This window comes from Streptococcus sp. Marseille-Q6488 (assembly GCF_946902925.1).
GTDB lineage: Bacteria > Bacillota > Bacilli > Lactobacillales > Streptococcaceae > Streptococcus.
On record NZ_CAMPPZ010000009.1, the window covers coordinates 1 to 19,592 of the forward strand.

Annotated in this window: 11 protein-coding genes, 17 tRNA genes, 1 rRNA gene and 2 pseudogenes; 29 read left to right on the forward strand and 2 right to left on the reverse strand. The window is 39.6% G+C overall.

All coding sequences use genetic code 11. The annotated features are described in order from the left end of the window. Window positions 1–10: 10 nt before the first annotated feature. From rrf to OVN23_RS04555, 18 genes are all read left to right on the forward strand, one after another. Window positions 11–126: ribosomal RNA gene (gene rrf, locus OVN23_RS04470) — 5S ribosomal RNA — on the forward strand. A 4-nt stretch (window positions 127–130) separates the two neighbouring features. Next, window positions 131–203, forward strand: a tRNA-Val gene (locus OVN23_RS04475). 2 nt (window positions 204–205) lie between these two features. Then, window positions 206–278: transfer RNA gene (locus OVN23_RS04480), tRNA-Asp, on the forward strand. Window positions 279–302: 24 nt separating this feature from the next. Further along, a tRNA-Lys gene (locus tag OVN23_RS04485) sits at window positions 303–375 on the forward strand. A 5-nt stretch (window positions 376–380) separates the two neighbouring features. Beyond that, a tRNA-Leu gene (locus OVN23_RS04490) sits at window positions 381–462 on the forward strand. 18 nt (window positions 463–480) lie between these two features. Then, window positions 481–553 (forward strand) — tRNA-Thr (locus OVN23_RS04495). A 22-nt stretch (window positions 554–575) separates the two neighbouring features. Beyond that, window positions 576–647, forward strand: a tRNA-Gly gene (locus OVN23_RS04500). 7 nt (window positions 648–654) lie between these two features. Further along, window positions 655–740 (forward strand) — tRNA-Leu (locus OVN23_RS04505). Window positions 741–751: 11 nt separating this feature from the next. After that, a tRNA-Arg gene (locus OVN23_RS04510) sits at window positions 752–825 on the forward strand. A gap of 15 nt (window positions 826–840) precedes the next feature. After that, window positions 841–914: transfer RNA gene (locus OVN23_RS04515), tRNA-Pro, on the forward strand. Window positions 915–919: 5 nt separating this feature from the next. After that, window positions 920–993: transfer RNA gene (locus tag OVN23_RS04520), tRNA-Met, on the forward strand. A 13-nt stretch (window positions 994–1,006) separates the two neighbouring features. Continuing rightward, a tRNA-Ile gene (locus OVN23_RS04525) sits at window positions 1,007–1,080 on the forward strand. 10 nt (window positions 1,081–1,090) lie between these two features. After that, window positions 1,091–1,180: transfer RNA gene (locus OVN23_RS04530), tRNA-Ser, on the forward strand. A 10-nt stretch (window positions 1,181–1,190) separates the two neighbouring features. Next, window positions 1,191–1,264 (forward strand) — tRNA-Met (locus OVN23_RS04535). A gap of 3 nt (window positions 1,265–1,267) precedes the next feature. Then, window positions 1,268–1,340, forward strand: a tRNA-Phe gene (locus OVN23_RS04540). A 19-nt stretch (window positions 1,341–1,359) separates the two neighbouring features. Then, window positions 1,360–1,430 (forward strand) — tRNA-Gly (locus OVN23_RS04545). A 35-nt stretch (window positions 1,431–1,465) separates the two neighbouring features. Continuing rightward, window positions 1,466–1,539 (forward strand) — tRNA-Ile (locus OVN23_RS04550). 6 nt (window positions 1,540–1,545) lie between these two features. Then, window positions 1,546–1,633 (forward strand) — tRNA-Ser (locus OVN23_RS04555). Between the two features lie 125 nt (window positions 1,634–1,758). Here OVN23_RS04555 and birA read toward each other — a convergent pair. Next, the gene (birA, locus tag OVN23_RS04560) at window positions 1,759–2,694 is read right to left on the reverse strand and encodes a bifunctional biotin--[acetyl-CoA-carboxylase] ligase/biotin operon repressor BirA (RefSeq protein ID WP_164227023.1); all 936 of its coding nucleotides are present in this window, start codon (window positions 2,692–2,694) and stop codon (window positions 1,759–1,761) included. After that, window positions 2,691–3,551 carry an AraC family transcriptional regulator gene (locus tag OVN23_RS04565; protein ID WP_112445783.1) on the reverse strand — a complete coding sequence of 287 codons (861 nt, stop codon included), beginning with the start codon at window positions 3,549–3,551 and terminating at the stop codon, window positions 2,691–2,693. Before OVN23_RS04565 ends, birA begins: the two co-directional genes overlap by 4 nt. Before the next feature lie 107 nt (window positions 3,552–3,658). Between OVN23_RS04565 and OVN23_RS04570 the strand changes: the two genes are divergently transcribed. The 11 genes and pseudogenes from OVN23_RS04570 to OVN23_RS04620 all read left to right on the forward strand — a co-directional run bounded on the left by OVN23_RS04570 (window position 3,659) and on the right by OVN23_RS04620 (window position 19,231). Next, complete coding sequence (locus OVN23_RS04570) at window positions 3,659–5,821, forward strand: alpha-galactosidase (protein ID WP_267240676.1); 2,163 nt, start codon at window positions 3,659–3,661, stop codon at window positions 5,819–5,821. A gap of 34 nt (window positions 5,822–5,855) precedes the next feature. After that, window positions 5,856–7,114, forward strand: a pseudogene (locus tag OVN23_RS04575) (extracellular solute-binding protein). A 13-nt stretch (window positions 7,115–7,127) separates the two neighbouring features. Continuing rightward, window positions 7,128–7,994 carry a carbohydrate ABC transporter permease gene (locus OVN23_RS04580; RefSeq protein WP_050253864.1) on the forward strand — a complete coding sequence of 289 codons (867 nt, stop codon included), beginning with the start codon at window positions 7,128–7,130 and terminating at the stop codon, window positions 7,992–7,994. Between the two features lie 13 nt (window positions 7,995–8,007). Further along, window positions 8,008–8,836, forward strand: a pseudogene (locus OVN23_RS04585) (carbohydrate ABC transporter permease). 204 nt (window positions 8,837–9,040) lie between these two features. After that, window positions 9,041–10,483, forward strand: coding sequence for a sucrose phosphorylase (gene gtfA, locus OVN23_RS04590; RefSeq protein WP_267240678.1), 1,443 nt, complete (start codon window positions 9,041–9,043; stop codon window positions 10,481–10,483). A 382-nt stretch (window positions 10,484–10,865) separates the two neighbouring features. Further along, window positions 10,866–12,059, forward strand: coding sequence for an O-antigen ligase family protein (locus OVN23_RS04595; protein WP_267240679.1), 1,194 nt, complete (start codon window positions 10,866–10,868; stop codon window positions 12,057–12,059). A 681-nt stretch (window positions 12,060–12,740) separates the two neighbouring features. Continuing rightward, window positions 12,741–14,729: a peptide ABC transporter substrate-binding protein gene (locus OVN23_RS04600; protein WP_267240680.1), complete on the forward strand. Its 1,989-nt coding sequence runs from the start codon at window positions 12,741–12,743 to the stop codon at window positions 14,727–14,729. A 66-nt stretch (window positions 14,730–14,795) separates the two neighbouring features. Beyond that, window positions 14,796–16,292, forward strand: coding sequence for an ABC transporter permease (locus OVN23_RS04605; RefSeq protein WP_267240681.1), 1,497 nt, complete (start codon window positions 14,796–14,798; stop codon window positions 16,290–16,292). Further along, on the forward strand, window positions 16,292–17,218 hold the full coding sequence (gene oppC / locus OVN23_RS04610; protein ID WP_000103703.1) for an oligopeptide ABC transporter permease OppC: 927 nt from the start codon (window positions 16,292–16,294) through the stop codon (window positions 17,216–17,218). Before OVN23_RS04605 ends, oppC begins: the two co-directional genes overlap by 1 nt. Before the next feature lie 8 nt (window positions 17,219–17,226). Further along, a complete protein-coding gene (locus OVN23_RS04615) occupies window positions 17,227–18,294 on the forward strand; it encodes an ABC transporter ATP-binding protein (protein WP_173229297.1) in 1,068 nt (355 codons plus the stop codon). 10 nt (window positions 18,295–18,304) lie between these two features. Next, a complete protein-coding gene (locus OVN23_RS04620; RefSeq protein WP_173229299.1) occupies window positions 18,305–19,231 on the forward strand; it encodes an ATP-binding cassette domain-containing protein in 927 nt (308 codons plus the stop codon). The last annotated feature ends 361 nt before the right edge of the window (window positions 19,232–19,592 follow it).

Here is a 19,592-nt window from a genome sequence, read left to right on the forward strand (position 1 = left end):
TTACTCAGAGTTAAGTGACGATAGCCTAGGAGATACACCTGTACCCATGCCGAACACAGAAGTTAAGCCCTAGAACGCCGGAAGTAGTTGGGGGTTGCCCCCTGTGAGATATGGAAGTCGCTTAGCTCTAGGGAGTTTAGCTCAGCTGGGAGAGCATCTGCCTTACAAGCAGAGGGTCAGCGGTTCGATCCCGTTAACTCCCAAAGGTCCCGTAGTGTAGCGGTTATCACGTCGCCCTGTCACGGCGAAGATCGCGGGTTCGATTCCCGTCGGGACCGTTTAAGATAACGGAAGTTATTTTAGACTCGTTAGCTCAGTTGGTAGAGCAATTGACTTTTAATCAATGGGTCACTGGTTCGAGCCCAGTACGGGTCATATCTGCGGGTTTGGCGGAATTGGCAGACGCACCAGATTTAGGATCTGGCGCTTAACGGCGTGGGGGTTCAAGTCCCTTAACCCGCATTAAGATATAATAAATGAGCCGGCTTAGCTCAGTTGGTAGAGCATCTGATTTGTAATCAGAGGGTCGCGTGTTCAAGTCATGTAGCCGGCATTTTTAGATAGAAGAAAACAGTGCGAACGTAGTTCAGTGGTAGAACACCACCTTGCCAAGGTGGGGGTCGCGGGTTCGAATCCCGTCGTTCGCTTAGAGAGGCCGGGGTGGCGGAACTGGCAGACGCACAGGACTTAAAATCCTGCGATTGGTAACGATCGTACCGGTTCGATTCCGGTCCTCGGCATAATATAATGAGCACCCTTAGCTCAACTGGATAGAGTACCTGACTACGAATCAGGCGGTTAGAGGTTCGACTCCTCTAGGGTGCATTTTTCTTTTTAACTCGGGAAGTAGCTCAGCTTGGTAGAGTACTTGGTTTGGGACCAAGGTGTCGCAGGTTCGAATCCTGTCTTCCCGATACATGGCGGTGTAGCTCAGCTGGCTAGAGCGTCCGGTTCATACCCGGGAGGTCGGGGGTTCGATCCCCTTCGCCGCTATAATGATCTTGTCGGACCTTTAGCTCAGCTGGTTAGAGCTCTCGGCTCATAACCGAGTGGTCGTAGGTTCAAGTCCTACAAGGTCCATTTGAATATTGGAGGATTACCCAAGTCCGGCTGAAGGGAACGGTCTTGAAAACCGTCAGGCGTGTAAAAGCGTGCGTGGGTTCGAATCCCACATCCTCCTTTTATATTAACGCGGGATGGAGCAGCTCGGTAGCTCGTCGGGCTCATAACCCGAAGGTCGTAGGTTCAAATCCTGCTCCCGCAATAAGGCTCGGTAGCTCAGTTGGTAGAGCAATGGATTGAAGCTCCATGTGTCGGCGGTTCGATTCCGTCTCGCGCCATTTAATTGATAGTATTTATGCGGGTGTAGTTTAGTGGTAAAACTACAGCCTTCCAAGCTGTTGTCGCGAGTTCGATTCTCGTCACCCGCTTTGAACTTTGTTCAAATTACCAAGTTTTTTAACTTGGGCGCGTAGCTCAGGTGGTTAGAGCGCACGCCTGATAAGCGTGAGGTCGGTGGTTCGAGTCCACTCGTGCCCATTAATTGGAGAATTACTCAAGAGGCTGAAGAGGACGGTTTGCTAAATCGTTAGGTCGGGTAACTGGCGCAAGGGTTCGAATCCCTTATTCTCCGTTTTAATGAGAGTTTGTAACTCTCTTTTTTATTTTTAGAGACAATAAAACTTCAGATCTGTAAAACTTAATTGAATTACTAATCTGAAGTTATTTTTATATCGTTTATATTATAATTGTGTTATTTCACTTCCAACTCTTGAGTGAAATTTCTCCGCTATTGAGCCAGATTTCTTTTCCGTTATCACATTGCACCAAAAGTTTTCCACTTTCAGAGATGTCTTTAGCAAGTCCCTTGTAGTCTTTTTGCTCTAGTGTGAAAGTGACTTCTTTTCCAAGAACGAATGACTGTTTTTTATATAGGTATAATAGCTCTTCTGCTGGTGTTTCGAAGAAAGCACGCCATATTTCGATAATTAATTCATTTCTTGTTATTAGAGCTGTAGTTTTAAATAAGCTAGAAGCTTTTTCTTTTAATTCTTGTGGGAAGTCTTTAATAGTAAAGTTGATTCCTACTCCAATAATGATATCTGTGACTAAGCCTGTTTCTACAGATGTCATTGCTTCAGTGAGAATTCCTCCAATTTTATGATTGTTTAGATAGATATCATTGACCCATTTTATGTCGATATCTATTAAAGTTAGGTTCTTAATGGCTTTGTAGATAGCTCCAGCTACAAGTAGTGTGTAGGATGGTAATTTGTCATAGGGGAGATTTGGTTTGAGATGGAGTGTCATATAAATGCCACCTTGTGGTGAGTAGAAGGAACGTTGAAAACGGCCTCGGCCTGCTGTTTGATAGGAAGCTAGATATAGGGTATTTGCTTCATGGCCTAAATCAATTGCTTCTTTTGCATCTAGTTGTGTTGATTTTGTTTCGGGTTTAAAGCTGACTTTAATTGGAAGATTTTCTTCTAGAAGTTCTGGAAGAATAAGGTCTCCATTCATCAATTTATAGCCTTTGTTTTTGATACTATCAATTTCAATGCCTTCTTGTTCTAGCCGCTTGATGGCTTTCCAAATTGATGTTCGGGTCAGTGATAGTTCTTCTGCAATTTTTTCTCCGCTGATATAATCGGTTTCTTTAGCTAGAATTTGGTAGACGGCTTGGTAGGATTTCATAGTGTTTCCTTTCTCACTAGTTGGTGTTGAGAATATTCTTTTCTTGTTTGACTTGGAGTCTGATTAAAGTATTGTTTATAAGCTTTCGAAAAATGTAGTGGATCTGAAAAACCTACCGAGTATGCAATTACCTTGATAGACTCTTGGGTATTTTCGAGAAGTTGTTTAGCTCGGTGCATTCGAACGTAAAGTAGGTATTCTTTGGGTGATAAGGTGTTAAATTCTTTGAATACACTTGATAAGTAGCTTCTGTGAACGGATAGTTCTTTTGCTAAATCTTGAATTGTAAGTGATTGAGGATAGTGGCTATCAATTAATCGTTTGCATTCAAGATAGAGTTGGTGGGTTGATGAAATATTCTTTTTTTTCTGATTGGGAGCAATAGTTCCCAGATGAAACATCAGTTCATGGAGTTGTCCCATGATATGGAGTTGAGCTAATTCATTTGATTTGGTAATCTGAGCGAAGCGGACAATGTCTGAGATGAGTCTTGCAGTAGTCTGGGTATGACAAGTTTCAGATTGGATGAGATAGGATTGATTAGAAATTTGAGAAAGAGCAAAATAATCAGGAGCTTTCCCTCCAGTGATTCCTAACCAGTAGTAGGCCCAAGGCTCTTTACTATCTGCTTGATAAAAGGTTAATTCATCTGGTTTTAATAGAAAGAAATCTCCTTCTTTTAAATCAACAATTTTACCATTGTAATGAAATTTTCCTTGTCCTTTACTAATGTAATGTAGAACGTATGTATCACGAATGGCTGGACCAAAAGAGTAATTAGGTGTGCATTCCTCATATCCATAAAAGCTTAGGGAAAGGTCGATTGTTCCAGTCTGGTATTCTGAAAAAACTAACATGTGCTACCTCCTACCTAACATTTTACCATATTCTTGAGACATTTTTCTATTTTGGAAAGCGATTTCAGATGATAAAATAGAATCATTAAAGTGATGAGGTGAAGTAAATGGGAGTTAGGATAGAGAATAATCTATTTTATGTTGAGAGTAAAAATTTAAGTTTGATTATTGAAAATCGAAATGGGTACTTACTTTTGAAACATTTAGGAAAGACTATTAAGAACTATAAAGGTTCCAATAGTGTTTATGAACGAGACCATGCCTTTTCAGGAAATCCAACGGCTCATAATCGAACCTTTAGTTTAGATACTCAGCGACAGATTTTTGGGCAACATGGCTTAGGAGATTTTAGGAAACCAACTATACAGGTTCAGCACGATGCAACTGAGGTAACAGATTTTCGTTTTATAGAAGCAAAGATTTTAAAAGGTCAAAATGGTCCACAGGGTTTACCTTCCCCACATAGCATGGATGGTACAGAGACTCTTGCCTTGATTTTAGAAGATTCTAAGGCTCAACTTAGTCTGACTTTATATTATACTGCTTTTGATAATGATGCGACAATTGCTAGCTACAGTAAATTAGTGAATAATAGTAATCAGGAAGTTGTTATCCATAAAGATTTTTCTTTTATGGCTGATGTTCCAGCTGCGGATTACGAAATTGTAACTCTGCAGGGTGCTTATGCTCGTGAAAAGACTGTCAGACGTCAACAGGTAGAACAAGGAATCTTTTCGATTAGTTCGAACCGTGGGGCTTCTGGGCATGCTCAAACACCAGCTCTTCTCTTATGTGATCAAGGAGTCACAGAGGATGCTGGAAATGTGTTTGCTATTCAACTAATGTATAGTGGCAACTTTGAAGCTTTTGTTCAAAAAAATCAATTGAATGAAGTTCGGCTGGCTATTGGCATAAATCCAGAAAACTTTTCTTGGAAGTTAGACCCTGAGGAAAATTTTGAAACACCGGTAGCTTTAGTGACCTATTCAGATAAGGGATTAACTGGTGTTAGTCATGAAAGTCAGAATTTTGTACTGAAGCACATTCTGCCAAGTAAATTTTCTAAAAAAGAACGCCCAATTCTAATCAATAACTGGGAAGCAACTTACTTTGACTTCCAGAGAGAAAAACTGTTAGAGTTGGCAGATGAGGCTAAGAAAGTTGGCATTGAACTTTTTGTATTAGATGATGGGTGGTTTGGTAATCGCTTTGATGATAATCGTGCTTTAGGTGACTGGAGTGTGAATGAGGCAAAACTGGGTGGAAGTCTTGAAAGTCTGATTTCAGATATCCATGAAAGAGGTTTGCAGTTTGGACTTTGGTTAGAACCTGAGATGATTTCTGTAGATAGTGATTTGTATCGTAAACATCCTGATTGGGCTATTCAGGTTCCTGACTATGAGCATACCTATTCTAGAAATCAATTAGTACTTAATCTTGCCAATCCTCAGGTAGTAGAATACTTGAAAATTGTCTTAGATGAACTCCTATCTTATCATGAGATTGATTACATTAAATGGGATATGAATCGTAATATGACTAAGCTAGGGAATGGTTCGAACTATCTAGAGACAAAGATGCAATCTCATCAGTACATGTTGGGGCTTTACGAACTCGTTTCTTATCTGACAGAGAAGCACAGCCATATTCTCTTTGAGTCCTGCTCTGGTGGTGGTGGACGAAATGATCTGGGTATGATACGCTATTTCCCACAAGTCTGGGCAAGTGATAATACTGATGCGATTGCACGTTTACCAATTCAATACGGCTCATCCTATCTCTATCCAACCATTTCTATGGGGGCTCATGTGTCAGCAGTACCGAATCATCAGATGGGACGAATGACACCATTAGAAACACGCGGTCATGTAGCAATGATGGGAAATTTGGGATATGAGCTTGATTTGACAAGTTTATCAGATGAAGAGAAAGCTGAGATTGCTAATCAGGTGAACTTGTATAAAGAATTACGACCAGTAGTTCAGTTAGGACAACAGTATAGACTCATTAACCCTGATACTGAATCCAATGAAGCAGCTGTACAATTTAATTACGGCAATCAAACGATTGTAACCTACGTTCGCGTTTTGTCAGTTGTAGAGGCCATGGAAACAACTTTAAAATTAAAAGATTTGGATGAAGAGGGACTATATGAATTACAGGAAAATGGCGAAGTTTACTCAGGTGCAGAACTCATGTATGCAGGCTTAACTGTTATCTTATCCCAAGGAGATTTTTTGAGTAGACAGTATATTTTTAGAAGACTATAATAAAGGTGTATAAATTTATAAAGGAGGCTTTCCAATGAAATGGTATAAAAAATCGGACTTCTTGCAATTACAGGTTTAGCTTTGTTTGGGCTCGGCGCTTGCTCCAACTATGGTAAATCTGCGGATGGCACAGTGACCATCGAGTATTTCAACCAGAAAAAAGAAATGACCAAAACCTTGGAAGAAATCGCTCGTGATTTTGAGAAGGAAAACCCTAAGATCAAGGTCAAAGTCGTCAATGTACCAAATGCTGGTGAAGTATTGAAGACACGTGTTCTCGCAGGAGATGTGCCTGATGTGGTCAATATTTACCCACAGTCCATCGAACTGCAAGAATGGGCAAAAGCAGGTGTCTTTGAAGATTTGAGCAACAAAGACTACCTGAAACGCGTGAAAAATGGCTACGCTGAAAAATATGCTGTAAACGAAAAAGTTTACAACGTTCCTTTTACAGCTAATGCTTATGGAATTTACTACAACAAAGATAAATTCGAAGAGCTGGGCTTGAAGGTTCCTGAAACCTGGGATGAATTTGAACAGTTAGTCAAAGACATCGTTACTAAAGGACAAACACCATTTGGAATTGCAGGTGCAGATGCTTGGACACTCAATGGTTACAATCAATTAGCCTTTGCGACAGCAACAGGTGGAGGAAAAGAAGCCAATCAATACCTTCGTTATTCTCAACCAAATGCCATTAAATTGTCGGATTCGATTATGAAAGATGACATCAAGGTCATGGACATCCTTCGCATCAATGGCTCTAAGCAAAAGAACTGGGAAGGTGCTGGCTATACCGATGTTATCGGAGCCTTCGCACGTGGGGATGTCCTCATGACACCAAATGGGTCTTGGGCGATCACAGCGATTAATGAACAAAAACCGAACTTTAAGATTGGGACCTTCATGATTCCAGGAAAAGAAAAAGGACAAAGCTTAACCGTTGGTGCGGGAGACTTGGCATGGTCTATCTCAGCTGCCACCAAACATCCAAAAGAAGCCAATGCCTTTGTGGAATATATGACCCGTCCAGAAGTTATGCAAAAATACTACGATGTGGACGGATCTCCAACAGCGATCGAAGGGGTCAAACAAGCAGGAGAAGATTCACCGCTTGCTGGTATGACCGAATATGCCTTTACGGATCGTCACTTGGTCTGGTTGCAACAATACTGGACCAGTGAAGCAGACTTCCATACCTTGACCATGAACTATGTCTTGACCGGTGATAAACAAGGCATGGTCAATGATTTGAATGCCTTCTTTAACCCGATGAAAGCGGATGTGGATTAGGAGTAGAGAGACTATGAAAAAAGTATTACAAAAATATTGGGCATGGGCTTTTGTGGTCATTCCCCTCTTGTTACAAGCAATTTTCTTCTATGTGCCGATGTTTCAAGGAGCCTTTTACAGTTTTACTAACTGGACAGGATTGACTTATAACTACAAATTTGTCGGCTTAAACAACTTTAAGCTCCTCTTCATGGATCCAAAATTCATGAATGCGATTGGCTTTACCGCAATCATTACGATTGCCATGGTGGTTGGTGAGATTGCACTCGGGATCTTCATTGCGCGTGTCTTGAACTCTAAAATCAAAGCCCAAACCTTCTTCCGTGCTTGGTTCTTCTTCCCAGCTGTTTTGTCTGGTTTGACAGTGGCTTTGATTTTCAAGCAAGTCTTCAACTACGGTCTTCCAGCGATTGGGCATGCCCTTCATATTGAATTTCTCCAAACCAGTCTTTTAGGGACTAAGTGGGGAGCGATCTTTGCGGCTGTCTTTGTCCTTCTTTGGCAAGGGGTGGCTATGCCCATCATCATCTTCCTAGCTGGTTTGCAATCTATTCCAACTGAGATTACAGAGGCAGCAAGGATTGATGGCGCGACTAGCAAGCAAGTTTTCTGGAACATTGAATTGCCTTACTTGCTACCAAGTGTCTCTATGGTCTTTATCCTAGCCCTAAAAGGTGGGCTGACTGCCTTTGACCAAGTCTTTGCCATGACCGGTGGTGGTCCAAACAATGCCACAACCTCACTTGGGCTTTTGGTTTATAACTATGCCTTTAAAAACAACCAATTCGGTTATGCCAATGCCATTGCCGTAATCTTGTTCTTCTTAATTGTAGTGATTTCGATCATCCAATTGAGAGTATCTAAGAAATTTGAAATTTAAGAGGAGAAGCATGATGAAACAAGATGAAAGAAAAGACCTGATTGGCAAATACATTCTATTGATTCTAGGATCGGTTCTGATTTTAGTGCCGCTCCTTGCTACCCTCTTTAGTTCCTTCAAACCCACTAAGGATATTGTAGATAATTTCTTTGGCTTTCCAACCAACTTCACATGGGACAACTTTAGCCGTCTCTTAGCTGATGGGATCGGAGGCTATTATTGGAACTCTGTCGTCATCACTGTCTTTACTTGCAGTAATGATCTTTATCCCTATGGCAGCCTACTCCATCGCTCGCAATATGAGTAAAAGAAAAGCCTTTACCATCATGTATACCCTCTTAATCCTCGGAATCTTCGTACCTTTCCAAGTCATCATGATTCCGATTACGGTTATGATGAGTAAACTCGGTTTGGCTAATACCTTTGGTTTGATCTTGCTCTACTTGACCTATGCGATTCCACAGACCCTCTTTCTCTATGTTGGCTATATCAAAATCTCGATTCCAGAAAGTCTGGATGAAGCAGCAGAGATCGATGGGGCTAATCAATTTACAACCTATTTCCGCATCATCTTCCCAATGATGAAACCGATGCATGCGACAACCATGATCATCAATGCCCTTTGGTTCTGGAATGACTTCATGTTGCCACTCCTTGTCTTGAACCGGGATTCCAAAATGTGGACTCTGCCTTTGTTCCAATACAACTACGCAGGCCAATATTTCAACGACTACGGACCAAGCTTTGCCTCTTACGTGGTCGGCATTATCAGTATCACCATTGTCTATCTCTTCTTCCAACGCCATATCATCGCAGGAATGAGCAACGGAGCAGTGAAGTAAGAAGAACTCATGGAATCTATAGTCTCTGACACAGAGGAAGGGTTCAGCTTGTTGATAATTCTATGTAGAAGACAAGAAAGTAGTACTTAGTTTATCACAGTCTATATTAGTACGAGTTTGATGATAAATAGAGATTTAAAATGAATTTGATTTACGAAGCCAAGTCAATGAGACTTGGCTTCAATTAGAAAAAGGAGAGTAATGATGCCAATTCAGAATAAAACCATGTTGATTACCTATTCAGATAGTCTGGGAAATAATCTTAAAGACTTATATGAGAATTTGGAAGAGCATTTTGGGGATGCTATTGGGGGAGTTCACCTTCTACCATTTTTCCCATCAACAGGTGATCGTGGATTTGCGCCAGTTGACTACGACGAAGTGGATTCAGCTTTTGGTGATTGGGAGGATGTTAAGCGTTTAGGTGAGAAATATTATCTGATGTTTGACTTTATGATTAATCATATTTCTCGTCAATCCAAGTATTATAAGGACTATCAAGAAAAACATGAAGCCAGTGAATTTAAAGATCTCTTTCTAAACTGGGATAAGTTTTGGCCAGAAAACCGTCCGACACAAGCTGATGTAGACTTAATTTACAAGCGTAAGGATCGTGCACCAAAGCAAGAGATTGTGTTTGAAGATGGTTCAGTAGAACATTTGTGGAATACCTTTGGTGAGGAGCAGATTGATCTTGATGTGACCAAAGAAGTAACGATGGAATTTATCCGTAAGACCATTCAGCACTTGGCAAGTAATGGGTGTGATTTGATTCGCTTAGATGCCTTTGCTTATGCAGTGAAGAAATTGGATACCAATGATTTCTTTGTGGAACCAGATATTTGGGATTTATTGGACAAAGTTCGAGATATCGCTGCTGAGTATGGGACAGAGCTCTTACCTGAGATTCATGAACATTATTCGATTCAGTTTAAAATAGCGGATCACGATTACTATGTTTATGATTTTGCCCTTCCAATGGTAACACTTTATACTCTTTACAGTTCCAGAATAGAGCGTTTAGCTAAGTGGTTAAAGATGAGCCCGATGAAGCAATTTACGACGCTAGATACCCATGATGGGATTGGAGTAGTAGATGTCAAGGATATCCTGACCGATGAAGAGATTGACTATGCTTCAAATGAACTCTATAAGGTTGGAGCTAATGTCAAACGTAAGTACTCTAGTGCCGAGTATAACAATTTAGATATCTACCAAATCAATTCAACCTACTATTCTGCGCTTGGAGATGATGATGTCAAGTATTTTCTCGCTCGTCTAATTCAAGCTTTTGCCCCAGGTATTCCTCAGCTTTACTATGTGGGTCTATTAGCAGGCAAGAATGACTTGAAATTATTAGAAGAAACTAAAGAAGGTCGAAATATTAATCGTCATTACTATAGCAACGAGGAAATAGCAGAAGAAGTCCAACGTCCTGTAGTGAAGGCCCTTCTCAATCTATTTTCTTTCCGTAACCGTTCAGAAGACTTTGAACTAGAAGGAACTATTGACGTTGAAACACCAACAGCCCATAGCATTGTAATCAAACGTCAAAATAAAGATAAGTCCGTAACAGCAGTAGCAGAAATTGATTTGCAAAATCAGGCTTATCGGGTAATTGAGAACGGAATTGAAGTAACATTTTGAAAATTTGATATGGTGGATAAAATAGGGTTTTGCTAAATTCCCAAACTAAGTTCCACCGCTAGTAGAAGTGGAAGTTAGTCTGATAAAAATCGTAAAAACCAGTGGAAATCCGTGTCAGGGTAAGTTCCACTGGTTTTAATCATGCTTGATTTCATCGCTTTTGTAGCCGAAGGGGATCGAAAAAAAGAGCGCACAAAATCCCCTTATCTGAAAGCGTTTCAGATTAAGTTCCGCTATGGTGGAAGTTAGTGTGAGACGTTACCATGATAGGGTTTTTATTTTTGAAAACGTTTCCCTTGTTTTCAAATTGCTAAAAAAGTGGTACAATATAGGATAGCTTACTATTATCTGAATCAACTGATTTGGAGAGAAAGGATTCATTTTGAAATCAATAGGCTTTATTGAAAAGCTGAAAGGGTTGTCTAGTAAAGAGCTGATTTTATTGGGAATTATCCTGAGTATCTTTTTGCCCTTTTATCTTTTTGTAGTTGTATTCTGTTTATATATTATCAGTTTGATTTTTACAGGAGACATGAAAAGTATTCTTCAGAAAATGGGGGAGCATCCGATGCTGCTTCTTTTTCTTGGCTATAGTACTGTTATATCCATTCTTGCACAAAATTGGATGGGGCTTGTGGCTTCAGTAGGAATGTTTCTATTTACTATTTTCTTTTTGTATTATCAGTCGATTTTATCCCATAAATTCTTTCGCTTGATTTTGCAGCTCGTCTTATTTGGTAGCGTCTTGTCAGCTGTTTTTGCGAGTTTAGAGCATTTCCAAATTGTGAAGAAATTCAACTATGCTTTTCTTTCACCTAACATGCAGGTGTGGCATCAGAATCGTGCAGAAGTGACCTTCTTTAATCCTAATTATTATGGAATTATTTGTTGTTTCTGTATCATGATTGCCTTCTATCTGTTTACAACGACCAAGTTGAATTGGTTGAAAGTATTCTGTGTGATTGCAGGCTTTGTGAATCTCTTTGGTTTGAATTTTACGCAAAATCGAACTGCCTTTCCTGCTATTATCGCTGGAGCCATTATTTATCTCTTTACGACCATTAAAAACTGGAAGGCCTTTTGGCTTAGTATTGGGGTCTTCGCAATCGGCTTGAGCTTCCTCTTTTCTAGTGATTTGGGAGTTCGGATGGGGACTTTAGACTCTTCTATGGAAGAACGCATTTCTATCTGGGATGCTGGGATGGCTTTGTTTAAGCAAAATCCTTTTTGGGGTGAAGGGCCATTGACTTATATGCACTCTTATCCTCGGATACATGCTCCTTATCATGAACATGCTCACAGTCTATATATCGATACGATTCTGAGTTACGGAATTGTGGGGACTATTTTATTAGTTTTGTCTTCTGTTGCTCCTGTTCGCTTGATGATGGATATGAGTCAGGAGTCGGGGAAACGCCCGATTATCGGCCTTTATCTATCTTTCCTTACAGTGGTTGCTGTGCACGGAATCTTTGACTTGGCCCTCTTCTGGATTCAGTCAGGTTTCATTTTCTTGTTAGTTATGTGCAGTATTCCATTGGAGCATCGAACGTTGGTATCGGACATGACGGATTAAGTATATAAGATTACAATCTTCTACCTTGGGTGGGAGATTTTTATATACACTGGACATGTCGTGCATCTGAGGTGTAAGTCCTCTGTAGGGCTCCACTATCGGTGAATACAATAGCTCTCCCCAAGCCTGACTATCGTGAGGTAGTGGATTAAAATGGTCTGGGGATAGATCGTTTTAAGTCTGACGCAGGAAATAAGAATTGTCAAAGGAAGGGATAGCGAAATCGTGGCACTACTAACAGGAACGTGATAGCAAGGCGTATATAGTGGATAAGGTAGCGAGAAATTTTAAAGTATAAAAGATAGTCTTAATCTATATGTGTAAATCACGAAAGTAATTGAATTTGGAATAAGGTTGGTGTGAAAAAGATATAGTAAATTGAATCTTGAATACTAGAATGATACTTCTACAATATTATTATAATTTAATTTAAATTCCAAAATCACATTGTTCAGTCCGTATTTCATTTTACTATAGGTCTTTCTAAGCTCCAAAGTTTCTGCGTCAAATTTCCTATTTTCGCTGTAGCCTTTGATACTTCGAACGACAATTTGAATCATATATTCAGAAAAAATGAAAAATTTGTGTTAATAAGCCTAAATATTCTGAAAATTCGTTTACTTTTCTTGAAATCTATGATATAATTGATAATAACCTATACTTTATAAGAGGAGTAAATAAATGAAAAAAAGTCAAGTGCTTGCTGTAGCGGGGGCTACCTTATTAGCGTCAGGAGTTCTAGCTGCGTGTTCAAACACTAGTTCAAATAATGCTAAACTAGCAAAAGATTACCAATATGTTTATCAAACAGATCCAGAAACCTTGGATTATATCGTCAGCAATATCGATTCAACATCATTCGTCACAACAAATGCAGTAGATGGTTTGTTGGCTAATGATAAATATGGTAATTTAGTTCCTTCTATTGCTGAATCATGGACAGTTTCAAAAGATGGTTTGACTTATACCTATAAAATCCGTAAGGATGCTAAATGGGTGACAGCAGAGGGAGAAGAATACGCTCCTGTAACTGCTAAAGACTTCGTTACTGGTTTGAAACACGCCGTAGATGGAAAATCAAAAGGACTTTCAATCGTTAGCTCTTCTATTAAAGGATTAGAAGCCTATATCAAGGGTGAAACAAGCGACTTTTCAACCGTTGGAGTAAAAGCACTTGATGATCAAACACTAGAATATACTTTGAACCAGCCAGAAACTTTCTGGAATGACAAGACAACTAGTGGTGTTTTGATGCCGGTTAATGAAGAATTCTTAACTTCAAAAGGGGAAGGTTTTGGTGCCCCAACCGATGCTAACTCTATTCTTTATAACGGTCCATTTGTCTTGAAGGCTGTAACTCCTAAATCATCTATCGAGATGGCTAAAAATGACGCTTACTGGGATAAAGAAAATGTAAAAATTGAGAACGTTAAGTTCACTTTCTGGGATGGTAAGGATCAAGATGTAATTGCCAAAGGTTTTTCTGATGGTCAATATAGCAAAGCTCGTATCTTCCCTACAAGTTCTACATATGAAAAATATGCAGCTGACTTCAAAGATAACATTTACTTTAACGAACCAGGTGCTGGTGTTGCAACTGTCAGCTTGAATTATGGCCGTACAACGTATAACCACACTGCCAAAACAAGTGATGCCCAAAAGACATCTACTCAGAAAGCATTGCTAAACAAGGAATTCCGTCAAGCCTTGAACTTTGCGGTCGATCGCAATTCTTATTCAGCTCAAACAAATGGTACCGATGGAGCTGCAGTAGCCATCCGTAATACGTTTGCACCTTATAATCTTCAAGTTGGTAAGAAAACATTTGGTGAATTGGTACAAGATAGCTTGGCTAAGACAAATTCTTCTACTTGGTCAAACGTATCTCTAGCAGATTCTCAAAATGGCCTTTACAATGAAGAAAAAGCTAAAGAAGTCTTTGCTAAAGCTAAATCAAGCCTACAAGCTGAAGGTGTTGAATTCCCAATCCACTTGGATGCCTTGGTTATCCAAGAATCAACAGCGGTTGTAAACCGTGTTCAATCATTGAAACAATCAATTGAAAAAGTATTGGGTTCAGATAATGTTGTTGTAGACTTGCAACAAATGACTCAAGCAGAAGCTTTACCAATTTCATTTAGTGCTCCAACAGCTAAAGAGCAAGATTGGGATATCCACACCTTGCTAGGATGGAACCCTGACTATCAAGATCCTTCTACTTTCTTGGATCAGTTTGTCATCAAGGGAGAAAACACTCGCCTTTACCTTGGTATTGACCAAAACACTGATGCATCAGTAGTAAGCAAACTTGCTTTAGCTGACTATGGAAAATTACTTGATGATGCAAACAGCGAAAACCAAGATGTTCAAAAACGTTATGAAAAATACGCGGTAGCACAAGCTTGGTTGACTGACAATGCTTTGACAATTCCAGTAATGGCTTCTCCTAAAGAAACAGCTGTTTCATATGTTTCAAAAGTTCTACCATTTAGCTCATCATATTCTGTAGCCGGTCTTAAAGGTGAAAATTCAGGATACTTGAAGTACACTGAAGTTGGTGAAAAAGCAATCACCAAAGAAGAGTATGAAAAAGCTCGTGAAAAATGGTTGAAAGAAAAAGCTGAATCAAATGAGAAAGCTCAAAAAGAATTGGCAAGCCATGTGAAGTAAATAATTTCTAATAGAACTTTCTCTCCATGAGGAGAAGGTTCTTTTGGGATTTTTAAAGGAAATAATATGAAAAAATATATTTTTATGCGTGTTTTGCGGTCATTGGTTTCGATTTTCTTAGTAACGACTTTGACCTACACGATTATCTATACCTTGGTTCCTCGAAAATTGATTTTCAAGCAGGATCCTAACTATAATAAAATTGCGACAACAGCTGATAAACGTGATAACTATGAAAATACTGTGTTTGAGCGTATGGGCTACATTGAGTACTACGATACTAAAGAGTTGCAAGAAAAGGCAAGTAGCATGGATTCTTCTGTAACAGTAGAAGCAAATGCGACCAATAAAGCTATTTATGAAAAGTACATCAATCAATTAGGTCATGGTTGGACTTTGGGAGAATTTACTGAAAGTGGTCAATTCTATGCTACTCGTGAAATTCCAATTTTTGAACGTGTTTTTCACTTCTATGCTAACTTGATTGACATTGACCATACAAATAAAATTCAAGACCCTGAAAATCCAGACTTGAAACGCTACCTTCGTTTCGAAAATGATCCAGCTATCGGATGGTCATTGGTCGGTTCAGGTACTAAACATAAATATCTCTTGTACTTCAACAGTCAGTTCCCATTTGTGCATCAAAATTTTGTGAATATCAATTTAGGTGACTCTTATCCAACCTATGCTAATACACCAGTTCTTCAGGTTATTACTCAAGGTCAAGGACAAACCAAAACTGCCCAAGTTCAGTTCCCAACAGGTAAGAAAACGTCTTCTGTAAATATTTACTCAAGAACCTACAAGTCACCTAGTCAGGCTGACTCTCGTGAAGTAGCTAGCTATGGGAAAGATGATCCTTACACAGCGACTGAAAGTAATTACCAATATCCATCTATGATTGTCAGCTCTGCTATTGCTGGTTTGATTGGTTTGGTGATTTCTTATGCGATTGCCGTGCCACTTGGTTCAGCCATGGCTCGTTTCAAGAACACTTGGATCGATAGCTTCTCAACAGGGGTTTTGACCTTCTTGCTTGCTCTTCCAACCATTGCCTTGGTTTACATCGTTCGTTTGATTGGATCATCTATTGGTCTTCCAGATTCGTTCCCTATCTTGGGTGCTGGAGATTGGCGTTCTTATGTTTTACCAGCAGTTATCCTTGGTTTGTTGGGTGCTCCTGCTACAGCTATTTGGATTCGTCGTTACATGATTGACTTGCAATCTCAAGACTTTGTTCGTTTTGCTCGTGCAAAAGGTTTGTCTGAAAAAGAAATTTCAAACAAACACATCTTTAAAAATGCCATGGTTCCGCTGGTTTCAGGAATTCCTGGTGCCGTTATTGGGGTTATCGGTGGTGCAACTCTTACTGAAACAGTCTTCGCCTTCCCAGGTATGGGTAAAATGTTGATTGACTCTGTAAAAGCATCTAATAACTCTATGGTTGTTGGTCTTGTCTTCATCTTTACATGTATTTCTATCTTCTCACTTCTTTTGGGAGATATTTGGATGACCATTATTGACCCACGTATTAAATTGACTGAGAAAGGAGGCAAATAATGTCTACAATCGATAAAGAAAAATTTCAGTTTGTAAAACGTGACGATTTTGCCTCTGAAACTATTGATGCGCCAGCATATTCTTACTGGAAATCAGTGTTTAGACAATTTATGAAGAAAAAATCAACTGTAGTCATGTTGGGAATCTTGGTAGCCATCATTTTGATGAGTTTCATCTACCCAATGTTTTCTAAGTTTGATTTCAATGATGTCAGCAAGGTAAACGACTTTAGTGCTCGTTATATCAAGCCAAATGCTGAGCATTGGTTCGGTACAGACAGTAACGGTAAATCGCTCTTTGACGGTGTCTGGTTCGGAGCTCGTAACTCTATCCTCATTTCTGTGATTGCGACAGTGATTAACTTGGTTATCGGTGTTTTTGTCGGTGGTATTTGGGGAATTTCAAAATCAGTTGACCGCGTGATGATGGAAGTTTATAATGTCATCTCAAACATCCCATCTCTTTTGATTGTCATTGTCTTGACTTACTCAATCGGAGCTGGATTCTGGAATCTGATTTTTGCCATGAGTGTGACAACATGGATTGGAATTGCCTTCATGATCCGTGTGCAAATCTTGCGTTATCGTGATTTGGAATACAACTTGGCGTCACGTACTTTGGGAACACCAACCTTGAAGATTGTTGCTAAAAACATCATGCCTCAATTGGTATCTGTTATTGTGACAACGATGACACAAATGCTTCCAAGCTTTATCTCATACGAAGCCTTCTTGTCTTTCTTCGGTCTTGGATTACCGATTACAGTGCCAAGTTTGGGTCGTTTGATTTCAGATTATTCACAAAACGTAACAACCAATGCTTACTTGTTCTGGATTCCATTGACAACCCTTGTTTTGGTATCCTTGTCCCTTTTCGTAGTTGGTCAAAACTTAGCGGATGCTAGTGATCCACGTACACATAGATAGGAGTAGAAATGACAAAAGAAAAAAATGTAATTTTGACTGCTCGCGATATTGTCGTGGAATTTGACGTTCGTGACAAAGTATTGACAGCCATTCGCGGCGTTTCCCTTGAACTGGTTGAAGGAGAAGTATTAGCCTTGGTAGGTGAGTCAGGATCAGGAAAATCTGTTTTGACAAAAACTTTCACAGGTATGCTTGAAGAAAATGGTCGCATTGCCCAAGGTAGCATTGACTACCGTGGTCAGGATTTGACAGCCTTGTCTTCTCACAAGGATTGGGAACAAATTCGTGGTGCTAAGATTGCGACTATCTTCCAAGATCCAATGACTAGTTTGGACCCAATTAAAACAATTGGTAGTCAGATTACAGAAGTTATTGTAAAACACCAAGGAAAAACAGCTAAAGAAGCAAAAGAATTGGCCATTGACTACATGAATAAGGTTGGGATTCCAGATGCAGATAGACGTTTTGATGAATACCCATTCCAATATTCTGGAGGGATGCGTCAACGTATCGTAATTGCTATTGCCCTTGCCTGCCGACCTGATGTTTTGATCTGTGATGAGCCAACAACAGCCTTGGATGTGACTATCCAAGCACAGATTATTGATTTGCTGAAATCTTTACAAAACGAATACCATTTCACAACAATCTTTATCACCCACGACCTTGGTGTGGTAGCAAGTATTGCAGATAAGGTAGCAGTTATGTATGCAGGAGAAATCGTTGAGTATGGAACTGTTGAGGAAGTCTTCTATGACCCTCGCCATCCATATACATGGAGTCTCTTGTCTAGCTTGCCTCAGCTTGCTGATGATAAAGGAGATCTTTACTCAATTCCAGGAACACCTCCGTCACTTTATACTGACCTGAAAGGGGATGCCTTTGCCTTGCGTTCAGACTATGCAATGCAGATTGACTTCGAACAAAAAGCTCCTCAATTCTCAGTATCAGAGACACATTGGGCTAAAACTTGGCTTCTTCATGAGGATGCTCCAAAAGTAGAAAAACCAGCTGTGATTGCAAATCTCCACGATAAGATCCGTGAAAAAATGGGATTTACCCATCTGGAAGACTAGGAGGAAGGAAATGTCTGAAAAATTAGTAGAAATCAAAGATTTAGAAATTTCCTTCGGTGAAGGAAGTAAGAAGTTTGTCGCGGTTAAAAATGCTAACTTCTTTATCAACAAGGGAGAAACTTTCTCGCTTGTAGGTGAGTCCGGTAGTGGGAAAACAACTATTGGTCGTGCGATAATCGGTCTAAATGATACAAGCAATGGAGATATCATTTTTGAAGGTCAAAAGATTAATGGTAAGAAATCGCGTGAACAAGCTGCAGAATTGATTCGTCGTATCCAGATGATTTTCCAAGACCCTGCGGCAAGTTTGAATGAACGTGCGACTGTTGATTATATTATTTCTGAAGGTCTTTACAATCATCATCTGTTCAAAGATGAAGAAGAACGTAAAGAGAAAGTTAAAAATATTATCCGTGAAGTGGGGCTGCTTGCTGAGCACTTGACTCGTTACCCTCATGAGTTTTCAGGTGGTCAACGTCAACGTATCGGTATTGCCCGTGCCTTGGTCATGCAACCAGACTTTGTTATTGCGGATGAGCCCATTTCAGCCTTGGACGTTTCTGTTCGTGCCCAAGTCTTGAACTTGCTCAAAAAATTCCAAAAAGAACTTGGTTTGACCTATCTCTTTATCGCTCATGACTTGTCGGTTGTTCGTTTTATTTCAGATCGTATCGCGGTTATTTACAAGGGTGTTATTGTAGAGGTTGCAGAAACAGAAGAATTGTTTAACAATCCAATTCACCCATATACTCAGGCTTTGCTTTCAGCGGTACCAATCCCAGATCCAATCTTGGAACGTAAGAAGGTCTTGAAGGTTTACGATCCAAGTCAACACGACTATGATACTGACAAACCTTCTATGGTTGAAATCCGTCCAGGTCACTATGTTTGGGCTAACCAAGCCGAATTGGCGCGTTACCAACAAGGGTTAAACTAATAATGGTTTTATAATTTCCATGTCAACTTTTATGGAAATTATAAACCTTTTTTTGTTGGGCTGATTTGAAAATACTTTGCAAATATCCTGAAAGAATTTTCGAAAAATTTTAAAAAATTCTGAAATATTCTTGACAGCTAATGAAAAAGGTGGTAAGATAGGAAACATCAAAAAAGAAAGCAGAAAAAGAAATGAATAAGAAACAAGCTGTAACGATGAATCAAAACTTTTACTTTAGCTACTTTAGATAGTGTTTGTAGACATGTCACCATGGATGCAAACAGTTCAAGCAATTTGTTTGTATCTATGTGGCTAAGATTTTTGATTGTGGTCCATATAGATGAATATCTAAATGGACTAG